This window comes from Cupriavidus sp. 30B13, from assembly GCF_049059565.2.
GTDB lineage: Bacteria > Pseudomonadota > Gammaproteobacteria > Burkholderiales > Burkholderiaceae > Cupriavidus.
In genome coordinates, this window is the sequence record NZ_CP188224.1 from 883,252 (window position 1) to 905,127 (window position 21,876).

Genomic DNA, 21,876 nt, shown 5'->3' on the forward strand with positions numbered 1-21,876 from the left:
TCCCCTCCTCGGTTGAGCCGGACGCGGCGCACGTTGCACCGCAATAAGATTAGCAGGCCGGTCAGGAGAGGAAAGGGCGAAACCTGCCTGGATGCTGGGCCGGCAATGCGAACGCGGTGGGATGGCAAGCCATCCCACCGCGCCGTTCCGTCCAGGCGAAGGCCGCGCGGCGCTATTGGTCGCGCCAGCCGCCGCCCGCCGCCGCGAAGATGCGCACCAGGTCCTTGCGCAGGCTCGCGTCCGAGGCAGCCTGTTTCGATTCGGCGTCGAGCAGGTCCCGTTCGGCCACCAGCACGTCGAGCAGGCCGATGTAGCCGTGGCTGAACTGCATCCTGGCCAGCTCGACCGCCTTGCGGTTCTGCGCCACGCCGGCCGAGAGCGAGGCATTGCGCGTGTTCTCGTTGAGGTAGCCGGACAGCGCGTTCTCCATGTCCTCCAGCGCTTCGAGCACGGTCTGCTGGTAGCCGAGGAAGGCCTGCCGCTGGCGCGCGTCGGCCGCGTCGATCTGCGACGAGATGCGGCCAAAGTTCAGGATCGGCTGGACCAGGCCCGCGCCGATGCCCCACGGCGTGGACGAGAACGGCGTGGCGTTCTGCGCGCCGAACAGCGCGGTCAGCGAGATGTTGGGAAACAGCTCGGCGACCGCCGCCTTGCGGCCCGAGATGCTGGCGGCGAAGCCGCGCTCGGCCGCGCGCACGTCGGGGCGCGCCGCCAGCACCGTGGCGGGGGCCGAGACCAGGATGCCATTGTCCAGCGGCGGCACCGTCGCGCGCGCCGCGGCCGCGCCGTCGAACATCCCGCCCATCGATTCCGGCGTGCGCCCGAGCAGGCTCGCCAGCCGGTTGACCGACTGGTCATAGCCGGTCCGCAGCGCGGGAATCAGCGATTCGGTCGCCGAGACCTGCGCGGCCGCGCGCTGCACGTCGAAGTTGCTCGCCATCGCGCCCTGGAACTGGGCCTGGATGAGCGTGAGCGTCTTGCGCTGGGTGGCGAGGTTGTTCCGGGTCAGCTCGATCTGGCGCGCATAGTTGCCCAGGTCGAAGTAGGTGCGCGCCACCTCGGCCAGCAGCGCCACCCGCACGGCCTGCCGGCTGGCCTCGGCCGACTGCAGGATGGCGCCCGCCTGCGCGGCGCGCGCCTGGTTGCGGCCGAACAGGTCGAGCTCCCAGCTCGCGGCGATGTCCACCTGGTTGATCGTCACCGCCTTGTCGCTGGTGAGGAAGCCGCGGTTGCCGCGCTCGCTGCTTGCCTCCGCGTTGATCTGCGGCGCCAGCGCGGACTGCGCCAGCAGGCGGCCGGCGCGCGCCTCGTCGACGCGCGCGCGGGCGATCTTCAGCGTCTTGTTGTTGCCGAGCGCCTCGCGCACCAGCGCATCGAGCGTGGGATCCCGGAAACGGCCCCACCACTGCTGGTCGACCTCGGCATCGGCGCTGGCGACCAGGAGCGCCGCGCCGGCGCCCTCGCCGCCCTCGTTGGCCTTGCCGCCGTCCAGCCGGCGCCACGACGCGGCGGTATCGATGCCCGAGGGCTGGGGCCCGACCGGGCTGGTGCACGCGGCCAGGAACGCGGCGGCGGCCAGCGCCGCCATCACATTACGCTTCGACATGGTGATGTACCTTTTCGGTTTTCGTGAGGCGCTTCTCCAGGCCGCGGGCCAGCACGTAGAAAATGGGAGTCAGGAAGAGGCCGAAGAACGTCACGCCGATCATCCCGAAGAAGACCGCCACGCCCATCGCGTGCCGCATTTCCGCGCCGGCGCCGTGCGACAGCACCAGCGGCAGCACGCCCGCGATGAACGCGATGGAGGTCATCAGGATCGGGCGCAGGCGCAGGTGCGCCGCCTCGACCGCGGCCTCGTAGGTGGACTTGCCGTGTATCTCCAGCTCGCGGGCGAATTCGCCGATCAGGATGGCGTTCTTGCACGCCAGCCCGATCAGGACGAAGAAGCCGATCTGCGTGAAGAGGTTGTTGTCCCCGCCCGTGAGCCATACGCCCATGATGGCCGAGAACAGGCACATCGGCACGATCATGATGATCGCCAGCGGCAGGAAGACGCTCTCGTACTGCGCGGTGAGCACCAGGAAGACCAGCAGGATGCAGATCGGGAACACGATCAGCGCGGTGTTGCCCGAGAGGATCTGCTGGTAGGCCAGCTCGGTCCATTCGAACGCCATGTCGCCGGACAGCGTGTCGTCCAGGATCCTGGTGATGGCGGCCTGCGCCTGCCCGGTCGAATAGCCGGGCGCCGGGCCGCCGTTGATGTCCGCCGAGCGGTAGCCGTTGTAGCGCGATGCGCTGTCCGGGCCGGTGGTGTCGCTCAGGGTGACGACCGCGCCGAGCGGCACCATCTTGCCGTCGAAGTTGCGCACCTTCAGGTCCAGGATGTCGTCGCGCCTGGAGCGGAAGTCCTTGTCGCCCTGCGCGATGACCTGGTACGTGCGGCCGAACTTGTTGAAGTCGTTCACGTAGAGCGAGCCCAGGTAGATCTGCATCGTCTTGAAGACGTCGTCCACGTCGATGCCGAGCTGCGCGGCCTTGGTGCGGTCCACGTCGGCGAACAACTGCGGCGTGGTGACGTTGTAGGTGGTGTACACCCCGGCCAGCTCGGGTGCCTTGCGCGCCTTCTCCAGCACCGCCGTCACGGACTTGCTCAGGGCCTCGTAGCCGGCGTCGCCGCGGTCCTCGATCTGCAGCTTGAAGCCGCCCGTGTTGCCCAGCCCCTGCACCGGCGGCGGCGGGAAGACGGCGATGAAGGCATCCTTGATGGCGCTGAACTTGGCCTGCAGGCTATGCGCGAGGCTGGGGCCGGTCACGCCGAGCTTGCCCATCTCGTCGAAGCTCTTCTCGCCGAAGAACACCGTGGCCGCCGACGGGCTGTTGATGAAGCCGTTGAGCGACAGCCCCGGCTGCTGCACGGCGTTGCGGTAGCCGGGCTCCCTGGAGGCGATGTCCGTCATCTGCCGCACCACGGCCTCGGTGCGGTCGAGCGTGGCGCCGTCGGGCAGCTGGATCAGGTTGACCAGGTAGCCTTTGTCCTGGATCGGCACGAAGCCGGTCGGCACGTGGCTGAAGCCGAACACCGTGGCGCCGAGCAGCACGGCGTAGATCAGCAGCGAGCCGCGCTTGCGGTGCAGCGCGCGGGTCACGCCGCTGCTGTAGTTCTCGGAGCCGCGGTGGAACACGCGGTTGAAGCGCGCGAAGAAGCCGCCCAGGTAGCGGTCCATGAAGCGCGTGAGGCCATCCTTGGGCGCGTCGTGCGAGCGCAGCAGCAAGGCCGCCAGCGCCGGCGACAGCGTCAGCGAGTTGAAGGCGGAGATCACCGTCGAGAAGGCGATGGTCAGCGCGAACTGCCGGTAGAACTGCCCCGTCAGCCCGCTGATGAAGGCGATCGGCACGAACACCGCGCACAGCACCAGCGCGATGGCGATGATCGGGCCGGTCACTTCCTGCATGGCCTTGATGGTGGCTTCCCGCGGCCTGAGCCCGCCGGCGATGTTGCGCTCGACGTTCTCCACCACCACGATGGCGTCGTCCACCACGATGCCGATGGCCAGCACCAGCCCGAACAGGGACAGCGCGTTGATCGAGAAGCCAAAGCCGTGCATCACCGCGAACGTGCCGATGACGGAGACCGGCACCGCGAGCAGCGGAATGATGGCCGCGCGCCAGCTCTGCAGGAACAGGATCACCACCAGCACCACCAGCAGGATGGCTTCGAGCAGCGTATGGATCACGGCATCGATGGAGTCGCGCACGAAGGTGGTGGGATCGTAGGCGATCCGGTATTCGAGACCCTTGGGGAAGCGCTTGCTCAGCTCGGCCATCCTGGCGCGCACGTTGTTCGAGATCTCGATGGCGTTGGCGCCCGGCGACTGGAAGATGATCAGCGCGAGCGCCTGCTTGTTGTCGAGCAGCGCGCGCAGCGCGTACTCGGACGCGCCCATCTCCACGCGGGCGACGTCCCGCAGGTAGGTGACGACGCCGTTCTCGCGCTTGATGATGATGTTCTCGAACTGGTCGACGTCGGTGAGCCGGCCCTGCACGTTGACCGGCAGCTGGATCTCGACGTTGTCCTTGTATGGCGCGCCGCCGACCACGCCGGCCGCGACCTGGATGTTCTGCTTGCGGATGGCGGCCACCACCTCGTCGGGGTTCATGTTGCGCTCGGCGATCTTCTGCGGGTTGAGCCACACCCGCATGGCGTAGTTGCCCGAGCCGAACATGTTGATCTGCCCGATGCCGGTGATCTTCGACAGCTCGTCCTTGACGTTGATCAGCGCGTAGTTGCGCAGGTACAGCATGTCGTACTGGTCGTTCGGCGAGACCAGGTGGACCACCATGGTCAGGTCGGGCGAGCTCTTGACGGTGCTCACGCCGAGCTGGCGCGTCACGTCGGGCAGGCGCGGCAGGGCCTCGTTGACGCGGTTCTGCACGAGCTGCGTGGCCAGGTCGGGGTCGGTGCCCAGCTTGAAGGTGACGGTCAGCGTCAGCACGCCGTCGCTGGCGGCCTGGGAGGACATGTAGAGCATGTTCTCGACGCCGTTGATCTGTTCCTCCAGCGGCGTGGCCACGGTGGCGGCGATGACCTTCGGGTTGGCGCCCGGGAACTGCGCGCGCACCACCACCGAGGGCGGCACCACTTCGGGATACTCGGAGATCGGCAGGCGCGGGATCGCGATCAGGCCGGCCAGGAAGATGAGGATCGAGATGACGGCCGCGAAGTTGGGCCGGTCGACGAAGAATTTGGAGAGGTTCATCGCATCAGTCCGTGGTCTTCTTGGCCGCGTCCGGCTGGACCGCGGCGGTGGTCACGGCCTTCGGCGGCGCCGCGGCGGCTTCCTTGGGCGAGACGACCGCATCCGGCCGGATGAACTGCAGCCCCTTGGTGACGACGCGGTCGCCAGCGCTCAGGCCGGCCAGCACGATGTGCCTTCCCTCTATGCCGGCGCCGAGCGTGACTTCGCGGTAGGCGACCTTGTTGTCGGCGCCCACCACGAAGACGAACTTCTTGCTCTGGTCGCTGCCCAGCGCCACGTCGGGCACCAGCAGGGCGCGGGTGTCGCTGCCGCCGGCCAGCCGTATCGAGACGAACATGCCCGGCACCAGCGCGCCGTCGGTGTTGGCGAACTTCGCGCGCGCGCGGATGGTGCCGCTGGCCACGTCGATGCTGTTGTCGAAGGTGTAGATGGTGCCCTGGTAGGTGTGCCCGGCATCGCCCAGCAACGTCATCTCGACCGGCAGCTTCTGTTCCTTGCTGTGCGTGTCGGCCTGGCCGCGGATGCTGCGGATGTAGCTCTGCTCGTCGACCTCGAAATCGGCATAGATGCCGTCGCTGGAGACGATGCGCGTGAGCACCGGCGCGTTGGGGCCGGCCTGCACGAGGTTGCCCAGCGTGATCTCGGCGCGGCTGACGCGGCCCGAGATGGGCGCCTTGACGTAGGCATAGTCCAGGTTGATGCTGGCCTGGCGCAGCGCCGCCTCGGCGGCCAGCACGGCGGCGCGGCCGACGCGGTCTTCGTTGCCGCGCTGGTCGTACAGGCTGCGCGGGATGGCCTCGGAACCGATCAGGCCGCGGGCCCGCTCGTATTCCGTCGCCGCGAAGTCAGCGCGCGTGCGCGCCGCGGCGAGGTCCGCCTTCGCCCTGGCCACGGCGGCCTCGTAGGTGCGCGGATCGATCACGAACATGACGTCGCCCGCGCGCACGGTCTGCCCGTCCTTGATGCGGACTTCGACGATCCGGCCGCTTACTTCGGGCCGCACCTGCGCTTCGTCGACGGCCTTGAGCCGCCCCGAGAAGCTGGACCACACGCGCACGTTCTCCGGCGCCACCGACTGCACCTGCACCTCGGTCGGCGGCGACGCCGACGATTGCGCGGCCTTGGTCTCGGTGCCGGCAAGGCCGGCCACGCCGGCTACCGCCGCGGCGACGGCCAGCGAAATGCCGGCCAGGACCGGCGGCTTGCGAAACGGGGATCTCTGACTGAGCATCTCACTACTCCTGAGTTGGTTTCGGAAATCGGGATTCGGGAATCGGAAATTCGTGGTCACGGACCGGCCAGCCGCCGGCCGAAGAACGCGGCGACGGCGGCCAGCGCGGCCGGATCGGTCGCGATCGACCGGTGGGATGCCTGCGCATAGCGCGTGGTCTCGGTCGGCACGCCGGCGGCGATCAGCTCGCGGGCGTACGTTTCTCCTTCCACATGAAGCAGGTCCTGCCCGGCGCTCACGATCAGCGCGGGCGGCAACTGGGCCAGCCGGCGCGATTCGAGCGGCGCGGCGTACGGATGCATGCGGTGCCGCACCTCGGGCAGGTAAGACCGGTAGCCGAGCGCGCATTCGCTGGCGGGCAGGTCCGGCGCGGCGATCTTGCGGGCGTCGGCCAGGCGGGTCATGCTGGGGTCCAGCAGCGGCGCCAGCAGCGCCTGCGCCCCCAGGCGGACGTCCTTGCGGTCGCGCGCCATGGCGGCGATGCCCGCGGCGATGCTGCCGCCGGCATCGTGTCCCGCCACGCCCATGCGCCCGGCATGGATGCGCAGCGTCCTGGCATTGGCCAGCACCCAGGCGGCCGCGAGATAGCCGTCTTCGAGCGCGGCCGGAAACGGAAAGCGCGGCGAGAGCGAATACGCGACCGAGACGACGACGGCGGGCGTCAGGCCGGCGATGGCGCGCGCGGCGACGTCGGCGCTATCGAGGTCGCCATGCATGAAGCCGCCGCCGTGGAAATACAGCACCACGGGCAGGCACCGGCTCGCATGCGCCGGCGTGTACGTGCGCAATTGAATGCGCTGAGCATGGCCGCTGATTGTGGCGCTCTCGATGCTCAGGATCTGGTTGCGGAGGGTCTTCATACATAGCCGGGCAACCCATTTCGGGGTATATGCCCATTCCGGCTGTTGCGATGCACGAATTCTGGTACATTGCTTCGCACGGATAAACGCCAATAACTTTCATCACAATTTGGCGAGACGGAACAGTGGCCGGCTTTTGCGCCGGTTCGCCCGAAAGCGGCGTGGTCCGGAATGACATCCCGGTGAGGAAAATGGATCGCCTGCAGGCAATGGAAGTATTCACGCGCGTGGTGGAAATGAGCAGCTTCGCGCGCGCGGCGGAATCGCTCGATCTGTCGCGCACCTCGGCGACCACCATCATCAAGAACCTGGAGGCGCACCTGCACGTGCGCCTGCTGCACCGGACCACGCGCCAGCTCAAGCTGACGGCGGAGGGCGCCGAGTACTACGAACGCTGCATCCGCATCCTGGCCGAGGTCGCGGAGACGGAAGTCGCGCTATCGACGCTGGGAAAAGGCCCCAAGGGCAAGCTGCGGGCGGACATGCCGGGCACGCTGGGCAGGCTGGTGGTCACGCCGCAGCTCCACCGGTTTCACCGCCGCTATCCCGACATCGACCTGATGGTCAGCCACAGCGACAGGTTCGTCGACCTGATCCAGGATGGCGTGGACTGCGCCATCCGTGTCGGCGAGCTCGACGACTCCAGCCTGATTGCGCGCCGCCTGGGCGAAATGCGGTTTTCCACGGTGGCGGCTCCCGCTTATCTGGCGCAATACGGCATTCCGCGCACCTTGTCCGACCTGCAGCACCATACCGCCATTCACTATGTATCCAATCGCACCGGGCGGATAATCGATCTGGCGTTCATGGTGAATGGGGAAATGACGGAAATCCGCATGCCGGGCAAAATCAGCTTCAGCGATGTCGATTCCTACGTCACCTACGGGCTGAGCGGCACCGGACTGCTGCAGGCGCCCCGTTTCATGCTCAAGGAGTACCTGCAGTCGGGCGCGCTGGTGGAGATCCTGCCGCAGTGGCGCCCGCGCTCGCTGCCGATCTCGATCGTCTATCCGCAGAACCGGCACCTGGCGCCCAAGGTCAGGGTCTTCGTCGACTGGGTGGCGCTGGTCTTCGAGGAGTGCCCGCTGGTGGGCGACGATTGCGCCGAGATACCCGCGGACCCGACGCTGCTGGCGGTGTCGGAGCCGCGCCCGGCGTAAAGGCCGGGCGCCGGCGGCGCTGGCTGCCGCGCGGCCATTCCCGCCGCCGCTATTTCCGCTGCTATTCCCGCCGCTATTCCATCACCGCGACAAGATTGGCTTCCGGGCCGGCGCCCTTCACCGGCGCCGTATCGGCCGCGCGCACCAGCGCGAACGCCAGCACGCCGGCAATGGCCGCCACCGCGGCGGCAACCAGGCTCGCCGCGGCGAAGCCGCCGGCGAACGCGCTGGCGGCGGCGGCATGCACCTGCGCCTGCAATCCGGCCGGCACCGCACCGAGCAGGCCCGCTGTGTCGCCGGAGGCCACGCGCCTTGCCGCGGCCGCCGCCACTGCCGGGTCCAGCCCCAGCGTCGCGCCGGCAGCCACGAAGCGCTGCGTGACGCCGTGCGACAAGACCGCGCCGAGGCCGGCCACGCCCAGCAGCAGGCCCACGAAGCGCGTGGTCGCCGACAGCCCCGACGCCATGCCCGCGCGCTGCACCGGCACCGCCCCCTGCATGACCTTGGCGGTTTCGCTGTTGAGCAGCCCCGCGCCCGCGCCCGCCACCAGCATGCCGGCGACGAACAGCGGGTACGCCGCGTGCGCCGAGGCGAACGCCCACAGCAGCAGGTCGCCGCCCACGGTGGTCGCCAGTCCGAGCGCGAGCAGCGTCCGGCCCGAATAGCGCGTCGCCAGCCCCGCGCCGAGCCGCGGCGTGAGGAACATCGGCAGCGCGAACGGCAGCATCGCCAGGCCCGCCGCCGCGGGCGCGAACCCGTAGGTGTTCTGCAGGTACAGCGGCAGGAAGAAGATCAGCACTTGCGCGCCCGCGGCATAACCGAGCATGGCGAACGCGGCGCCGAGGAAGGTCGGCTGCCGGAACAGGCGGAAATCGACCATCGGCCGCGCCTGCCGCAGCTCGATCGCGACGAAGCAGGACAGCAGCGCGGCCGAGCCCGCGATCCGGCCCACGATCGCCGCCGAGGTCCAGCCCGTGCCGGTGCCGTCGATGAGCGCCCAGATCAGCAGGAAAAGCCCGCTGCTGAAGGTCAGGATGCCGGCGATGTCGAGCCGCTTGGCTTCGTGGTCGCGCGATTCGGTCAGCACCGCGGCGGCCGCGATAAAGAGCACCGTGCAGATCGGCAGGTTGATCAGGAAGGCCCAGCGCCAGCCGAACAGGTCGGTGATCACGCCGCCGACGATGGGCCCGCCCGTGATGGCGATGCCCAGGCACGCGCCCCAGAACGCATAGGCCCGGGCGCGCTCGGCGCCGGCGAAGGCATGGTTGATGATGGCCAGCGACGCGGTCAGCAGGAGGCTCGCCCCGACGCCCTGCAACGCACGCGCCAGGTTCAGCATCAGGGCGGTCGACGCCAGCCCGCACAGGCCGGACGCCACCGTGAAGACGGCCAGCCCGATCAGCGTGGCGAGCTTGCGCCCGTGCCGGTCCGCATACGAGCCCGCCGCCAGCAGCAGCGCGGCGAAGGTGAGCACATAGGCGCTCACCACCCATTCGATTTCCGTGAAGGTGGCGCCCAGCGTCTTCGCGATCGACGGCAGCGAGACCGCCACGATGTTGGAGTCCAGCATGATCAGCGAAGACACCAGCCCCGCCGTCAGCAGGACCAGGAATTTCTTCTTGTCTGCGGCCGCCTGGTCGGGCTCGGGCCGCTTTGCATCCGTGACCATGGCGGCCTTTCTTCAATGTGGGTGAGGCCGCCCTAGGCCGGGTTCACGAGCGTTTCGTCGGCGGCAATGTCGAGCAGCACCGCGCGCAGCGCGGCAGCTTGCGCCGCGCCGAAACGCTGTTCGAAGCGCTTCTGCGCCGCCTGCCAGAGCCGCCGCGCCTCGGCGATCCGGGCGCGTCCCCGCGCGGTAAGGACCACATGCTTGCTGCGGCGGTCCGTTGCGCTGGCGGCCAGCTCGACCAGGCCGTCCCGCTCCAGCGGCCCCAGGTTGTGGCCCAGGGTGGAGCGGTCCATGACCATCGCGTCGGCCAGCTCGCGCATGGTCGGCGGCTCGCCGTGCCGCTTGATCTCGGCCAGGATGGAGTATTGGGTGGACTTCAGGCCGGTGGGCGCCAGCGCGTTGTCATACATCTGCGACAAGCGCCTGGAGGCCTTGCGCATGGCCGTGCAGTTGCACGGGCTGACTTCCGGGACGTCTGGGGAGCTTGTCATGTATCCGGCCGGGTGCGGTTGGGTGGATATGCACCTTTAAAGAGGGTATATCCCCGTATTTGCGGAGTCAAGGGATTTCGCGGGGCAGCCGCAAAGCGCCGGCGCCTCAGCGCCCGCCGAGCCGTTCCGCCAGCGAATACCGCTGCATCGTGCGCTCGATGCCATCGAGGAAGGCCTGCTCGGCGATGGTCATCTTGCGCGAGCGGCGCTGGAGCAGGTGGATGTCCACGTCGGCGATGCCTTCGTCCGGAGGCAAGCGCCACAGCCGCTGCTGCAGGAGATCGTCGCGGACGATGTGTTCCGGCAGGCAGCCGATGCCGTAGCCGGCGAAGATCAGCCGCCGGATCTCGTCCAGGCTCGACGACACCGCGACGATGCGCCCGGTAAAGCCTTGCTGGTCGCGGAACACGGCCAGCGGCGACAGGCTGTCGCCCAGCTGCTCGGTCGTGAACGATACGAAGTTCTCCTCCAGCAGGTCCGCCACCGTCAGGCCTTGCCGGCCGAACAGCCGGTGGTGGCGTCCGCAGAAGATGGCGTAGCGCTGGTGCAGGAAGCAGCGCTGCTCCAGCTTGTCCTGCGGCGTGCGGCACAGCGCCAGGCCCGCGGTGGCGGTATTGCGCAGCAACGAGGAAACGATCTCCGACGAGCGCATCACCTCGATCTGCAGGTCGACGCGCGGATGGGCGCGGTGGAAATCCGCGAGGAATTCGTCGTACACGGGCGAGTCCATGCGGCTTACCGTCAACAGCCGCACCGTGCCGGTGATGTCGCCGCTGCGGTCGTCGAGTTCGGTTTCGAGCCGGGACATCTGCCCGTAGATCTCGCCGGCGAGGCGGTACACCTCTTCGCCGGCGCGCGTCGGGCGGAAGACCGTGCCGTGGCGCTGGATCAGCGTGCGGCCGAGCGTGTCCTCGAGGCGCTTGAGCGCCAGGCTGACCGCGGGCTGGGTGAGGTACAGCCGCGCCGCGGCGCGGCTCACGCTGCGCTCCTGCATGATCACGAGGAAGGTGCGCAGCAGGTTCCAGTCGAGCCGGTCGTGCAGGAAGCGGGCGGCTTCGGTGCGGGGAGTCGTCATGGCAGGAGGGCGGCGGCCAGGCCGTCGACATAAGTCACGCTAATGATGTGAATAATAATTAGAAATTGGATTAATGTCAGCCCGCCGCTTATAAATCTCCCACTGCAGTGCCATCCGACGCGCGCAGCACCAAGAGAGGAGACTTCCCATGACTTCCACGCTGCCCCCGCCGCGCCAGCCCAAACGGGCCGCGGCGGCCGCTTTCATCGGCACGGCGATCGAGTGGTACGACTTTTATATCTACGCCACCGCCGCCGCGCTGGTGTTCGGCGAACTGTTCTTTCCGTCGGACGACCCCTTCATCAGCACCATGGCGTCGTTCGGGACATTCGCGGTGGGCTTCTTTGCCCGCCCGCTCGGCGCGGTCGTGTTCGGCCACCTGGGCGACCGCTTCGGGCGCAAGCGCGCGCTCATGACCACGCTGGTGATGATGGGCGTGGCCACGGTCGGCGTGGGGCTGATGCCCGCGCGCCTGCCGGTGCCGTGGCTGGCGCCGGCGCTGCTGGTGCTGCTGCGCATCGTGCAGGGCATCTCCGCCGGCGGCGAGTGGGGCGGCGCGGTGCTGATGGCGGGCGAGCACGCGCCGGAAGGGCGCCGCACTTTCTTTGCCTCGTTCGCGCAGCTCGGCAGTCCGGCCGGACTGCTGCTGTCGCTGCTTGCGTTCCGCGCGGTGAGTTCGCTGGACCACGCGGACTTTATGAGCTGGGGCTGGCGCCTGCCGTTCCTGGCCAGCGCGGCGTTGCTGCTGGTCGGCGTGATGATCCGGCTCGGCGTGAGCGAGTCGCCGGAATTCGAGAGCGAGCGGCACAAGCAGCCCGCCGCGCGGCTGCCGGTGGTCGAGGTGTTCCGCGGTTACGGGGCGCTGGTGGCCCTGTGCATCGGGGCCAATACCTTCGGCATCGCCGGAGTCTACTTCACCAACACCTTCATGATCTCGTACACCACGCAATATGTCGGCGTGACGAAGTCGCTGATCCTCGACTGCCTGTTCGCCGTGGCGGTGATCCAGTTCCTCACGCAGCCGCTTGCCGCGCTGCTGGCGGAGAAGTTCGGCGAGGCGCGCTTCCTCAAGGCGGCGGCGCTGTGCGCGATGGTCTCGCCGTATCCGATGTTCCTGCTGGTGCGCAACGGCGACGGGCTTTCGCTGACGGCCGGCATCGCGATGGCGGTGGTCTTCCTGGCTTCGTTCTACTCGGTGATCGCCGGTTTCGTGGCCGGCGTGTTTCCCATCCGCGTGCGCTACTCGGCCATCTCGCTGTCGTACCACGTGTGCGGCGCCGTCGCCGGCGGCATGACGCCGCTGGTGGGCACCTGGCTTGCGCACCGCTACGTCGGCCAGTGGTGGCCGCTCGCGGTGTTCTATTCCTGCCTGGCCGCGTTGTCCCTGGCCTGCATCGTGGCGCTCGGCGCGCTCAAGCAGCGCCACGCCGCGGCCCGGGGCACCGTCGCGCAGGCTGTCCATCAATGAGGAAAGACATGCTGACCTATTTCCATCCCGAACAGTTGCGGCACCATCCCCGCACCTATTTCTCGCGCGGCCAGATGCGCACGCCGCAGGAAGTGCCGGAGCGCGCGCTGCGCCTGCTGGAGGCGGTGAAGAAGCTGGAATTCGAGGTGCGCGAGCCCGCCGATTTCGGCCACGCCCCGCTGACCGCCGTGCACGGCATGGACTACCTGCGCTTTCTCGAAGAGGCGCATGCGCAGTGGAAGCAGATGCCGCAGGACTGGGGCGACGAGGTCATGTCCAATATCTTCGTGCGCGAGAACAATCCGCTGCGCGGGATCCTGGCCAAGGCCGCGCGCTACCTGACCGACGGGAGCTGCCCGGTCGGGCCGCACACGTACCGCTCGGCCTACTGGTCGGCGCAGAGCGCCGTGGCCGGCGCGCGCGCCGTCGTCGATGGCGCGCGGCAGGCCTATGCGCTGTGCCGCCCGCCGGGCCACCACGCGCGCGTCGATGGCGCCGGCGGGCTGTGCTACCTGAACAACGCGGCCATCGCGGCGCAGGCGCTGCGCGAGCGCTTCGGCCGCGTGGCCATCCTCGACACCGACATGCACCACGGCCAGGGCGTGCAGGAGATCTTCTACCGCCGCGCCGACGTCATGTACGTGTCGATCCACGGCGACCCCGTCAACTTCTACCCGGTGGTGGCCGGCTACGAGGAAGAGCGCGGCGCGGACGAAGGCGACGGCTACAACGTCAACCTGCCGATGCAGCACGGCGCGGGCGAGGACGTCTTCTTCGCGCAGCTTGACACGGCACTGCGCGCCGTGGCGCGCTTCGAAGCCGACGCGCTGGTGCTCGCGCTCGGCTTCGACATCTACAAGGATGACCCGCAATCGGCGGTCGCGGTGACGACGCAGGGCTTTGCCCGCCTCGGCGCGGCCGTCGCCGCGCTCGGGCTGCCCACGCTGATCGTGCAGGAGGGCGGGTACCACATCGAAAGCCTGGACGCGAACGCGCGGGCCTTCTTCGGCGGCTTCCTGGAAGGCCGCCGCGCGACGTGACGGCACCGCGCATCGGCAACGCCGCGCTCATAGCCATGACAAACATCCTCATCGACCCGGAGACCAAATTGAACACCACCCCGACCAACCAGTCGCTCCATGCCAGGCGCCTCGCCGCCACGCCGCGCGGCGCCCCCGCGCAGGCGGATTTCTTCGCGCGCCGCGCGCGCAACGCGGAATTGTGGGACGTGGAGGGCCGGCGCTACATCGACTTCGGCGGTGGCGTCGGCGTGCTCAACACCGGCCATGCGCACCCGCGCATCACGGCGGCGGTGCAGGCGCAGGTGGAGGCGTTCTCGCATACCTGCTACAGCGTGGTGCCGTACGAGAGCTACGTCGGCCTGGCCGAGCGCCTCAATGCGCTGGCGCCGATCGGCGGGGAGAAGAAGACCGCGTTCTTCACCACCGGCGCCGAGGCGGTGGAGAACGCCATCAAGGTGGCGCGCGCCCACACCGGCCGTGCGGCCACCATCGCGTTCACGGGCGGCTTTCATGGCCGCACGCTGCTCGGCATGGGGCTCACGGGCAAGATGCATCCCTACAAGGTCGGCTTCGGTCCGTTTCCCGGGGATATTTTCCACGTGCCGTTTCCCTCGCACGGCGTGTCGGCGGCCGAGTCGCTGCAAAGCATCGAGCAGTTGTTCCGCACCGTGGTGGAGCCGTCGCGCGTGGCGGCGGTCATCGTCGAGCCGGTGCAGGGCGAAGGCGGCTTCAATGTCGCCCCGCCGGCGCTGATGCAGGGCCTGCGCAGCCTGTGCGACCGGCACGGCATCGTGCTGGTCGCCGACGAGGTGCAGGCCGGATTCGGCCGCACCGGGCGCTGGTTCGCCACCGAGCATAGCGGCGTGGAGCCGGACCTGATCACCGTGGCCAAGAGCCTCGCCGGCGGCTATCCGCTGTCGGGACTGATCGGCAAGGCAGCCATCATGGACGCCGCCGAGCCCGGTGGCCTGGGCGGCACCTACGCGGGCAGCCCGGTCGCCATCGCCGCGGCGCATGCCGTGCTCGACGTGATCGCCGACGAGCAACTGCTCGCGCGCGCCGACGCGCTGGGCGGCAGGCTGGTGAGCCGCCTCGAGGCGCTGCGCGGCGAAGTGCCCGCCATTGCCGACGTGCGCGGCCAGGGCAGCATGGTCGCGGTCGAGTTCGGCGTGCCCGGCGAAGGCCCGCGCGCATTCGATCCCGCGCTGGCCAGGCGCGTGCAGTCGCTGGCGTGGCAGAAGGGGCTGATCCTGCTGATGTGCGGGCCCGGGCCCAGCGCGATCCGCTTCCTTTACCCGCTGACCATCGAGGACCGCGTGTTCGACGAAGCCCTGGACATCCTGGCGGGCTGCATCCGGGAGGCGGCATGACGCTGGAACGCTTTGCGCACTACATCGACGGCGCGTGCGCCGCGCCGGCCGGCGGCCAGTATCTCCCGAGCGACAATCCGTTCACCGGGCAGCCATGGGCGGAAATCGCCAGGGGCGACGCGCGCGACGTGGACCACGCCGTGCAGGCCGCGCACCGGAGCCTGAAGTCCGGCGCGTGGCCGGCGCTCACCGCCAGCGAGCGCGGCCTGCTGCTGCACCGGCTCGGGGACCGCATCGCCGCGCACGCCGCGCGGCTTGCGGCCATCGAGGTGCGCGACAACGGCAAGCTGCTGTCCGAGATGTCCGCGCAGCTGCACTATGTGCCGAAGTGGTTCCACTACTTCGGCGGGCTGGCGGACAAGGTCGAAGGGCGCGTGATTCCGCTGGACAAGAAGGGCTACTTCAACTTCACCCGGCACGAGCCGCTCGGCGTGGTCGCCATCGTCACGCCGTGGAACTCGCCGCTGATGCTGCTGGCGTGGAAGCTCGCGCCGGCGCTGGCGGCGGGCTGCACGGTCGTCATCAAGCCCTCCGAGTACACCTCGGCGTCCACGCTCGCGCTGATGAAGCTGGTCGAGGAAGCCGGCTTCCCGCCCGGCGTGGTGAACGTCGTCACGGGGCTGGGCGGCGAAGCCGGCGCCGCGCTGGTGGCGCATCCGCTGGTGCGCAAGGTGACCTTCACCGGCGCCGACGGCACCGGCCGGCTGATCGCGCAGCAGGCCGCGCGCGACCTGAAGCACGTCGGGCTGGAGTTGGGCGGCAAGTCGCCCAATATCGTGTTTGCCGACGCCAACATCGAGGATGCGGTCAATGGCGCCGTGTCCGGCATCTTCGCCGCGACCGGACAGACCTGCATCGCCGGCTCGCGCCTGCTGCTGCAGGACGAGATCTACGACGACGCCATGGCGCGCCTGCTGGCGATCGCGCGCGCCGCGCGCATGGGCGACCCGATGGACGCCGGCACGCAGATCGGCCCGGTCACCACGCGCGCGCAATACGAGAAGGTGCTGTCGTACATCGACATCGGCCGGCGCGAAGGCGCCCGGGTGGTGCTCGGCGGCGGGCCCGCCAGCCGTCCGGAATGCGGCCAGGGCTGGTTTGTCGAGCCGACCATCTTCGCCGGCGTGGACAACCGCATGCGCATCGCGCAGGAAGAGGTCTTCGGGCCGGTGCTGTCGGTCATCCGCTTCAAGGACGAGGCGGAGGCGGTGGCGATAGCCAACGACGTGCGCTTCGGCCTGGGCGCGGGCGTCTGGACCGGCGACATCGGCCGCGCCTTCCGCATGGCCGAGCGCGTGGAGTCCGGCACGGTATGGGTCAATACCTATCGCGCGGTCAGCTACATGTCGCCGTTCGGGGGCTACAAGGACTCGGGCCTCGGGCGCGAGAACGGGGCCGACGCCATCCTCGAATACCTGCAGACCAAGAGCGTCTGGATCAACACCGGCGCGGCAACGGCAAATCCGTTCGTGATGCGCTAGCGGTGCCGATGCCCCGGCCGCCGGCCGCCGGCCGGCGCACGGAACGCCGTTGCCGCCTTCGGCCCGGGGCCGCGTCGCCGGCGGCGGCGCCGGCCGGGCTGACCTACCGCGAAACCGCGGTGGTCTACACCGTCGGCGAGCCCATCGCCATCAACGCGCCTGCCAGCAGCGGCGGTCCGATCACGGGCTACAGCATTGCGCCGGCCCTGCCTGCGGGACTGACCCTCGACGCGCAGACCGGCGTCATCAGCGGAACGCCGACCGTTACCGTCGCCGAAACGCTCTATACCATCACCGGCACCAACGCGGCGGGCACGGTCGTCGTCACGTTGCGCCTGGCCGTGCAGGCGGCCCCGGTCGCGCCGGCCAGCCTGGCCTACGATACGCCCGCGGCGTTGTACGTGGCGGCGGAAGCCATCGTTCCCAATACCCCGCGGGTGACCGGCGGCGCGGCCTCGGCGTTTACGGTCGCGCCGGCGTTGCCGGCCGGCCTGAGCCTCAATGCGCAAACCGGCGCGATCACCGGTACCCCGGCGGCGGTCCAGTCGCAGGCAACGTACACGGTCACCGCCAGCAACCGGGCAGGCTCGGCCCAGGCGCAGGTTCGGATCTCGGTCACCGCGCGCGGCAGCTGGGCGTCCGTCGCGACCCTTCCCACGGCGCGGCATTATTTCTCCGTGTCGCTGCTCCATGACGGCAAGGTGCTTGCCACCGGCGGCTACACGGGCTCCGGCGTCACCAACTCGGTGGCCATCCATGATCCCGCCGCGGGTAACTGGGCGGCCGCGGCCGGCATGATCGGCCCCCGCTCCGACCATTCGGCCACGGTGCTGCCCGATGGCAGGGTGCTGGTCGCCGGCGGGCAAGTCTCGCTGACGACATCCGTGGCAACCGCGGAGATCTACGACCCCGCCACCGGCACCTGGCGGGCCGCCGCCAGCATGGCCGAGGCGCGCACGCGGCACACGGCCACGCTGCTGCCCAATGGCAAGGTCCTGGTCATCGGCGGTGTCATTTACCAAGGCAGCATCGGTTTCTCGCAAACGGCCGAGTTGTATGACCCCGCGTCCGACACCTGGACCCTCCTGAACACGCGGCTGGCCAGCGCGCGCGGCCAGCACGCCGGCGAGCTGCTGCCCGACGGCAGCGCCGTGCTGGTGATCGGCGGCGTCAATGCCGGGGGGTACGTGTCGTCCGCCGAGCTGTTCCCGGTCAACGACAGCGGTGCCACCACGCAAATGCCGATGGGCGCGAGCGGCAATGTCTTCCAATCGGCGCGCCTTGCCGACGGCAGCGTGCTGGCGACGTCGGACATCAGCACTACCGCGTGGCGCTTCCATCCAGCAACCTCGAGCTGGACGACGAGCAATCTCAACAGCGCGCGCACCCTGCCGACCATGACCACGCTGGCCGACGGGCGCGTGCTGCTGGCCGGCGGCAGCGACCTGGACACTGCCGAAATCTACAATCCCGACGCCAATGCCTGGACCACGGCGGCATCGATGTCCGTGGCGCGCAGGGCAGCCGCGGCGACCTTGCTGACCGACGGCAGCGTGCTGGTCGTCGGCGGGTTCTCCTCCGGGGGCAGCGAACTCGATGCTGTCGAGCGCTATGCTCCATGATCCGCCGATATCCGCCGCTTCACGATGCGAGCCGCCCGGACGCCGCGGGCACGGCAGGGCAGGCCAGCCGCCGGGCAGCGCTATACTTCCGCGTTTTCATTGCCGCCGCCCGGCACCAAGGATCATCCATGAGCACATTGCCCTCCTGCCCGAAATGCAATTCCGAGTTCACGTACGAAGACGGGAGCGTCTACATCTGCCCGGAATGCGCGCATGAATGGCCGGCGCAGGCCGCCGCGCCGGCCGAGGCGGCCGGGCGGGTCTATCGCGATGCGGCCGGCAATATCCTGCAGGACGGCGATACCGTCACCGTCATCAAGGACCTCAAGCTCAAGGGTTCGGCCGGCGTGGTCAAGATGGGCACCAAGGTGAAGAACATCCGGCTGGTGGACAGCGATCACGACATCGATTGCAAGATCGACGGCTTCGGTGCGATGAGCCTGAAATCGGAGTTCGTCAGGAAGGCATGAGCGCGCGCATGGCGCGCCGCGAGCGGATTTCGCTCAGCCCGCGCACGGCTCGCCGAACATCATCCGGTGGCCGTCGACGGTCTCGATGGCGAACTCCCGCATCTCCCAGGGTTCCGTTCGCAGCGGCTTGATGACGTTCGCCCCGCGCTCCGCCAGTTCGGCATGGAGCTTGTCGATCTCCTGGACCTGGATATAGGCGATATAGGCGTGGTCTCCGGTCGCGCCGACCGGCATCGCGTCCGGGCATTCTCCCGCCATGATGATGCAGGCGTCGCGCACGAACAGGCGCCAGCCCGGCAGCTCTTCCCAGGACACCTTGAAGCCGAGTACGTCCCGGTAGTACGACGCCGAGCGCGCAAGATCAGGTACGCCGATCACGTAGCGAGGTTGCGTGAGCATGTGAGAACTCCGATTTGTGCTGGCGGCCGCGAAGCCGGGCCGGGGATGAGCACGCATTATTCACGCGAACGAAGCCGCCCGCAACGATTGCCCGGGCGCCGGGCGGCAACTGCCTGGTGGCTGCCTACGGTTTGGGCGCATCGGCCATCCAATGGGGAACCGCACTCGTCCGCGACCGTTGCGCCTCGCCGCAATAATCCGCCCCGGCAAACTTCGCCCGCGCGCGCTGCGCGGGGACCGGGACCCAGTGGACCGTGAGAGAGTCCTGTTCGCGCCCCGGCTTGCCGACGATGGCGCCCGAGTCGTCCCGCTCGGCGTACGCCGAGAATGGCGTGCCGACAGGCTTTCGCTGGTCGTCGAGATGCCACGCGCATACCATCAGGTAGCGCGGCGTCTGAGCCAGCGCAAGCGGCGCCTTCGGCGTGACGAACTCGCGCCGGGCGCTGGCGGGCCGCAAGGTCGGGCGGTAGTCGGTCTGGGCAAGCCAGACGACATCGCCGTTATCCATGGCCCCGAAGGCGACGACGGCGCCCGGATCGGAACCGGCGTTTGCCCAGTTCAGGTTGAGCAAGATGGTGTAGTGCTGCTTCTCTCCCTTCTTGCCGGCGTTGCTGGTAAAGCCCGTCACGGCGCCGGTCGCGACCGGGTCGGTGTTCTGGGCCAGTCCCGGCACGGCATTGCAGGCCGCCAGGACGCATGCGAAGCATGCCGTTCTGTTCAAGCGCATGGGTGGCTCCTTCGAGGCCGGTCGCGAAAGCTCTACCACTACCACCGCTGCCGGTCCGGCTGTGTGCGGCACCGAACCGTGGCGTGCCGTGCGCCATCGGGATGCCGATGCTTGCCGATGCTTGCCGTTGTTGGCCGAGCGGCCCCGACGCCCGCGGCGCCCCAGCGCGCCCACGCCCCACGCCCCGACGTCCTAGCGCTCGCGCGCGAAGCGGCCCGGCGGCTGGCCCACGTGCCGGCTGAACGCGGTGCTGAAGGTGCTTGCCGAGCCGTAGCCGACGCGTTCGGCGACCTCGGCGATCCCGCAGTCCTGGCGGCGGAGCAGATCCTTCGCGATGGCCATGCGCCAGGCGAGCAGGTACTCCATCGGCGGCATTCCCACGGTGCGCGCGAAGTGCTCGAAGAATGCCGAGCGCGACAGCGCCGCCTTCTTCGCAAGCTGGGCCACCGTCCACGGGCGCGCGGGATCGGCATGCATGTGGCGTATCGCCGCGCCGAGCCGGGCATCGGCCAGTCCGCGCAGCAGCCCCGGCGGCGCATCCTCGCCCGCCGTCGCGCGCAGCGCTTCGATGAGCAGCACCTCCACGAGGCGCGTGAGCACGAGATCGCGGCCCGAGCGCCGTTCGCCCGCTTCCTCGCCGACCAGGCGCACCAGCACCGCAAGCCGCTCGGCGCCGCGCACATGCACGAGTGCCGGCAGCAGCGGCACCAGCAAGTCCGCGTCGGACGAGTCGAAGACGAAGTAACCGCCGAGCAGGCGCACGTCGGGGCGCCCGCCACGCGTGCCGTGGCGGACCTCGCCGGCCGGCGCGGGTGTCAGCTTCGGGTCGATGCGCTCGGGCGTGACCGCCTCGAAGCCCGACAGGACGAAGCCCGGCGTTGCCGGCAGGAGCACGAAGTCGCCCGCCTCGAGCGTGAGTGCCGCGTGGCCGTCGACGGCGAGACGGCAGCGCCCCGCGAGCACGGCGCAGAAGCTCGGCTGGCCGAATTCCGCGTAGCGGACGCCCCAGCGGCCGGCGCCGCTGATGCATTTCGAGAACACGGCACGCGGCTGGAGCAGCGAGATGACCTGCGACAGGGGATCGCTCATGTCTGGACGATGGCAAACGAAAATTGGACTTCCCATTGTAGGAAGTCCGGCGCATTGCCGCTATCGTGGCGGACGTCGAAACCCCAATCGGATGCGTCATGAAAACTGTGTTGATTACCGGCTGCTCTTCCGGCTACGGCCTCGAAACCGCGCGCCATTTCCATGCGCAGGGCTGGCATGTCGTGGCCACCATGCGCACGCCGGACCAGGACGTCCTGCCCCGCTCGGACCGGCTTCGCGTGCTGGCGCTCGACGTGACCCGGCCCGCCAGCATCGCCGCGGCGCTGGAAGCGAGCGGCCCCGTCGACGTGCTCGTCAACAACGCGGGCATCGGCCTTTTCGGCGCGTTCGAGGCTACCCCGATGGCCACGGTGCGCGAGGTGTTCGAGACCAACACCTTCGGGGCCATGGCGATGACGCAGGCGGTGCTGCCGCAGTTCCGCGCGCGCCGGTCGGGGGTGGTGGTAAACGTGACCTCGAGCGCGACGCTGGCGCCGCTGCCGATGGTCGCCGCCTACACCGCGAGCAAGCAGGCTGTCGAGGGGTTCACCGCGTCGCTGGCGCTCGAGCTCGCGGCGTTCGGCGTGAGCGTGAAGCTGGTCGAGCCGGGCTACGGGCCGGGCACGCGCTTTACGGCCAACGGGGGCGCGCGCATGGCGGGCCTGGTTCCCGAAGCCTACGCACCCGTGGCGCAGCGCATCTTCGCTGCATTGGCGCAGCCGGCCGCGCTGACGACCCAGGCCGACGTGGCCGAGGCGGTATGGCGTGCCGCGAACGACAGGTCGGGGCTGCTGCGGTTTCCGGCCGGCGCCGACGCGGTGGCGCTGGCCAATTCGAGATAGCCCGGCGGCATTCCGTTTCGCCGGCGCGCGGGGGCAGGCGGCACCCCGCCGGCCCGGGTTCCGAAAGACGCCGCCGTGCGAATCGGAAACGCCGTTGCCTCCCGTGCAATCGGCGCGGACTTGCGCAGACCATGCTCCGTTCA

General features: G+C 69.3%; 18 protein-coding genes. 8 read left to right on the forward strand and 10 right to left on the reverse strand.

Features of this window, described 5'->3' with window-relative positions; all coding sequences use genetic code 11:
• Positions 1–172: 172 nt before the first annotated feature.
• Genes ACKI2N_RS23260 through ACKI2N_RS23275 form a run of 4 tightly spaced genes read right to left on the reverse strand, consistent with a single transcriptional unit; the run spans position 173 to position 6,848 of the window.
• On the reverse strand, positions 173–1,606 hold the full coding sequence (locus ACKI2N_RS23260) for an efflux transporter outer membrane subunit (RefSeq protein WP_420993108.1): 1,434 nt from the start codon (positions 1,604–1,606) through the stop codon (positions 173–175).
• Positions 1,593–4,757: an efflux RND transporter permease subunit gene (locus ACKI2N_RS23265; RefSeq protein WP_420993109.1), complete on the reverse strand. Its 3,165-nt coding sequence runs from the start codon at positions 4,755–4,757 to the stop codon at positions 1,593–1,595. The genes ACKI2N_RS23260 and ACKI2N_RS23265 overlap by 14 nt, the downstream gene beginning before the upstream one ends.
• Positions 4,758–4,761: 4 nt before the next feature.
• Positions 4,762–5,988, reverse strand: coding sequence for an efflux RND transporter periplasmic adaptor subunit (locus ACKI2N_RS23270; protein ID WP_420993110.1), 1,227 nt, complete (start codon positions 5,986–5,988; stop codon positions 4,762–4,764).
• 56 nt (positions 5,989–6,044) lie between these two features.
• Positions 6,045–6,848, reverse strand: a complete 804-nt coding sequence (locus tag ACKI2N_RS23275) for an alpha/beta hydrolase (RefSeq protein ID WP_420993111.1) — start codon at positions 6,846–6,848, stop codon at positions 6,045–6,047.
• 191 nt (positions 6,849–7,039) lie between these two features.
• Between ACKI2N_RS23275 and ACKI2N_RS23280 the strand changes: the two genes are divergently transcribed.
• Positions 7,040–8,008 (forward strand): LysR family transcriptional regulator, encoded by a 969-nt coding sequence (locus ACKI2N_RS23280; protein ID WP_420993112.1) that lies wholly within the window; start codon positions 7,040–7,042, stop codon positions 8,006–8,008.
• Between the two features lie 73 nt (positions 8,009–8,081).
• Here ACKI2N_RS23280 and ACKI2N_RS23285 read toward each other — a convergent pair whose 3' ends face one another.
• From ACKI2N_RS23285 to ACKI2N_RS23295, 3 genes are all read right to left on the reverse strand, one after another.
• Entirely contained in the window at positions 8,082–9,677 is a 1,596-nt protein-coding gene (locus ACKI2N_RS23285) for an MFS transporter (protein ID WP_420993113.1), read from the reverse strand.
• Positions 9,678–9,709: 32 nt separating this feature from the next.
• Positions 9,710–10,168, reverse strand: coding sequence for a MarR family winged helix-turn-helix transcriptional regulator (locus ACKI2N_RS23290; RefSeq protein ID WP_420993114.1), 459 nt, complete (start codon positions 10,166–10,168; stop codon positions 9,710–9,712).
• Positions 10,169–10,274: 106 nt separating this feature from the next.
• Positions 10,275–11,243: a LysR family transcriptional regulator gene (locus tag ACKI2N_RS23295; protein WP_420993115.1), complete on the reverse strand. Its 969-nt coding sequence runs from the start codon at positions 11,241–11,243 to the stop codon at positions 10,275–10,277.
• A 148-nt stretch (positions 11,244–11,391) separates the two neighbouring features.
• Here ACKI2N_RS23295 and ACKI2N_RS23300 point away from each other — a divergent pair, with 148 nt between their 5' ends.
• The 6 genes from ACKI2N_RS23300 (at position 11,392) to ACKI2N_RS23325 (ending at position 18,676) form a co-directional block, all read left to right on the forward strand.
• Positions 11,392–12,711, forward strand: coding sequence for an MFS transporter (locus tag ACKI2N_RS23300; protein ID WP_420993116.1), 1,320 nt, complete (start codon positions 11,392–11,394; stop codon positions 12,709–12,711).
• Between the two features lie 8 nt (positions 12,712–12,719).
• Positions 12,720–13,751: a histone deacetylase family protein gene (locus ACKI2N_RS23305; RefSeq protein ID WP_420993117.1), complete on the forward strand. Its 1,032-nt coding sequence runs from the start codon at positions 12,720–12,722 to the stop codon at positions 13,749–13,751.
• Positions 13,752–13,786: 35 nt separating this feature from the next.
• Complete coding sequence (gene gabT, locus ACKI2N_RS23310; RefSeq protein WP_426990938.1) at positions 13,787–15,103, forward strand: 4-aminobutyrate--2-oxoglutarate transaminase; 1,317 nt, start codon at positions 13,787–13,789, stop codon at positions 15,101–15,103.
• Positions 15,100–16,584, forward strand: a complete 1,485-nt coding sequence (locus ACKI2N_RS23315) for an aldehyde dehydrogenase (protein ID WP_420993119.1) — start codon at positions 15,100–15,102, stop codon at positions 16,582–16,584. The genes gabT and ACKI2N_RS23315 overlap by 4 nt, the downstream gene beginning before the upstream one ends.
• A 119-nt stretch (positions 16,585–16,703) precedes the next feature.
• The gene (locus ACKI2N_RS23320) at positions 16,704–18,206 is read left to right on the forward strand and encodes a kelch repeat-containing protein (RefSeq protein WP_420993120.1); all 1,503 of its coding nucleotides are present in this window, start codon (positions 16,704–16,706) and stop codon (positions 18,204–18,206) included.
• Positions 18,207–18,334: 128 nt separating this feature from the next.
• Positions 18,335–18,676: a zinc ribbon domain-containing protein YjdM gene (locus ACKI2N_RS23325; protein ID WP_420993121.1), complete on the forward strand. Its 342-nt coding sequence runs from the start codon at positions 18,335–18,337 to the stop codon at positions 18,674–18,676.
• Positions 18,677–18,709: 33 nt separating this feature from the next.
• Here ACKI2N_RS23325 and ACKI2N_RS23330 read toward each other — a convergent pair whose 3' ends face one another.
• The 3 genes from ACKI2N_RS23330 to ACKI2N_RS23340 form a co-directional block, all read right to left on the reverse strand.
• Positions 18,710–19,075 (reverse strand): VOC family protein, encoded by a 366-nt coding sequence (locus ACKI2N_RS23330; RefSeq protein WP_420993122.1) that lies wholly within the window; start codon positions 19,073–19,075, stop codon positions 18,710–18,712.
• A 124-nt stretch (positions 19,076–19,199) separates the two neighbouring features.
• Positions 19,200–19,802 (reverse strand): hypothetical protein, encoded by a 603-nt coding sequence (locus ACKI2N_RS23335; protein ID WP_420993123.1) that lies wholly within the window; start codon positions 19,800–19,802, stop codon positions 19,200–19,202.
• A gap of 192 nt (positions 19,803–19,994) precedes the next feature.
• The gene (locus tag ACKI2N_RS23340) at positions 19,995–20,891 is read right to left on the reverse strand and encodes an AraC family transcriptional regulator (RefSeq protein WP_420993124.1); all 897 of its coding nucleotides are present in this window, start codon (positions 20,889–20,891) and stop codon (positions 19,995–19,997) included.
• A 98-nt stretch (positions 20,892–20,989) separates the two neighbouring features.
• Between ACKI2N_RS23340 and ACKI2N_RS23345 the strand changes: the two genes are divergently transcribed.
• Positions 20,990–21,733 (forward strand): SDR family oxidoreductase, encoded by a 744-nt coding sequence (locus ACKI2N_RS23345; RefSeq protein WP_420993125.1) that lies wholly within the window; start codon positions 20,990–20,992, stop codon positions 21,731–21,733.
• The last annotated feature ends 143 nt before the right edge of the window (positions 21,734–21,876 follow it).

What these genes read in the sequence shown, in the direction of transcription:
- gabT (WP_426990938.1), top strand. Translation starts at nt 13,787, where the DNA reads ATGACAAACATCCTCATCGACCCGGAGACCAAATTGAACACCACCCCG.
- ACKI2N_RS23275 (WP_420993111.1), bottom strand. Translation starts at nt 6,848, where the DNA reads ATGAAGACCCTCCGCAACCAGATCCTGAGCATCGAGAGCGCCACAATC.
- ACKI2N_RS23300 (WP_420993116.1), top strand. Translation starts at nt 11,392, where the DNA reads ATGACTTCCACGCTGCCCCCGCCGCGCCAGCCCAAACGGGCCGCGGCG.
- ACKI2N_RS23270 (WP_420993110.1), bottom strand. Translation starts at nt 5,988, where the DNA reads ATGCTCAGTCAGAGATCCCCGTTTCGCAAGCCGCCGGTCCTGGCCGGC.
- ACKI2N_RS23345 (WP_420993125.1), top strand. Translation starts at nt 20,990, where the DNA reads ATGAAAACTGTGTTGATTACCGGCTGCTCTTCCGGCTACGGCCTCGAA.
- ACKI2N_RS23305 (WP_420993117.1), top strand. Translation starts at nt 12,720, where the DNA reads ATGCTGACCTATTTCCATCCCGAACAGTTGCGGCACCATCCCCGCACC.
- ACKI2N_RS23330 (WP_420993122.1), bottom strand. Translation starts at nt 19,075, where the DNA reads ATGCTCACGCAACCTCGCTACGTGATCGGCGTACCTGATCTTGCGCGC.
- ACKI2N_RS23315 (WP_420993119.1), top strand. Translation starts at nt 15,100, where the DNA reads ATGACGCTGGAACGCTTTGCGCACTACATCGACGGCGCGTGCGCCGCG.
- ACKI2N_RS23260 (WP_420993108.1), bottom strand. Translation starts at nt 1,606, where the DNA reads ATGTCGAAGCGTAATGTGATGGCGGCGCTGGCCGCCGCCGCGTTCCTG.
- ACKI2N_RS23325 (WP_420993121.1), top strand. Translation starts at nt 18,335, where the DNA reads ATGAGCACATTGCCCTCCTGCCCGAAATGCAATTCCGAGTTCACGTAC.
- ACKI2N_RS23280 (WP_420993112.1), top strand. Translation starts at nt 7,040, where the DNA reads ATGGATCGCCTGCAGGCAATGGAAGTATTCACGCGCGTGGTGGAAATG.
- ACKI2N_RS23340 (WP_420993124.1), bottom strand. Translation starts at nt 20,891, where the DNA reads ATGAGCGATCCCCTGTCGCAGGTCATCTCGCTGCTCCAGCCGCGTGCC.
- ACKI2N_RS23265 (WP_420993109.1), bottom strand. Translation starts at nt 4,757, where the DNA reads ATGAACCTCTCCAAATTCTTCGTCGACCGGCCCAACTTCGCGGCCGTC.
- ACKI2N_RS23295 (WP_420993115.1), bottom strand. Translation starts at nt 11,243, where the DNA reads ATGACGACTCCCCGCACCGAAGCCGCCCGCTTCCTGCACGACCGGCTC.
- ACKI2N_RS23290 (WP_420993114.1), bottom strand. Translation starts at nt 10,168, where the DNA reads ATGACAAGCTCCCCAGACGTCCCGGAAGTCAGCCCGTGCAACTGCACG.
- ACKI2N_RS23285 (WP_420993113.1), bottom strand. Translation starts at nt 9,677, where the DNA reads ATGGTCACGGATGCAAAGCGGCCCGAGCCCGACCAGGCGGCCGCAGAC.
- ACKI2N_RS23335 (WP_420993123.1), bottom strand. Translation starts at nt 19,802, where the DNA reads ATGCGCTTGAACAGAACGGCATGCTTCGCATGCGTCCTGGCGGCCTGC.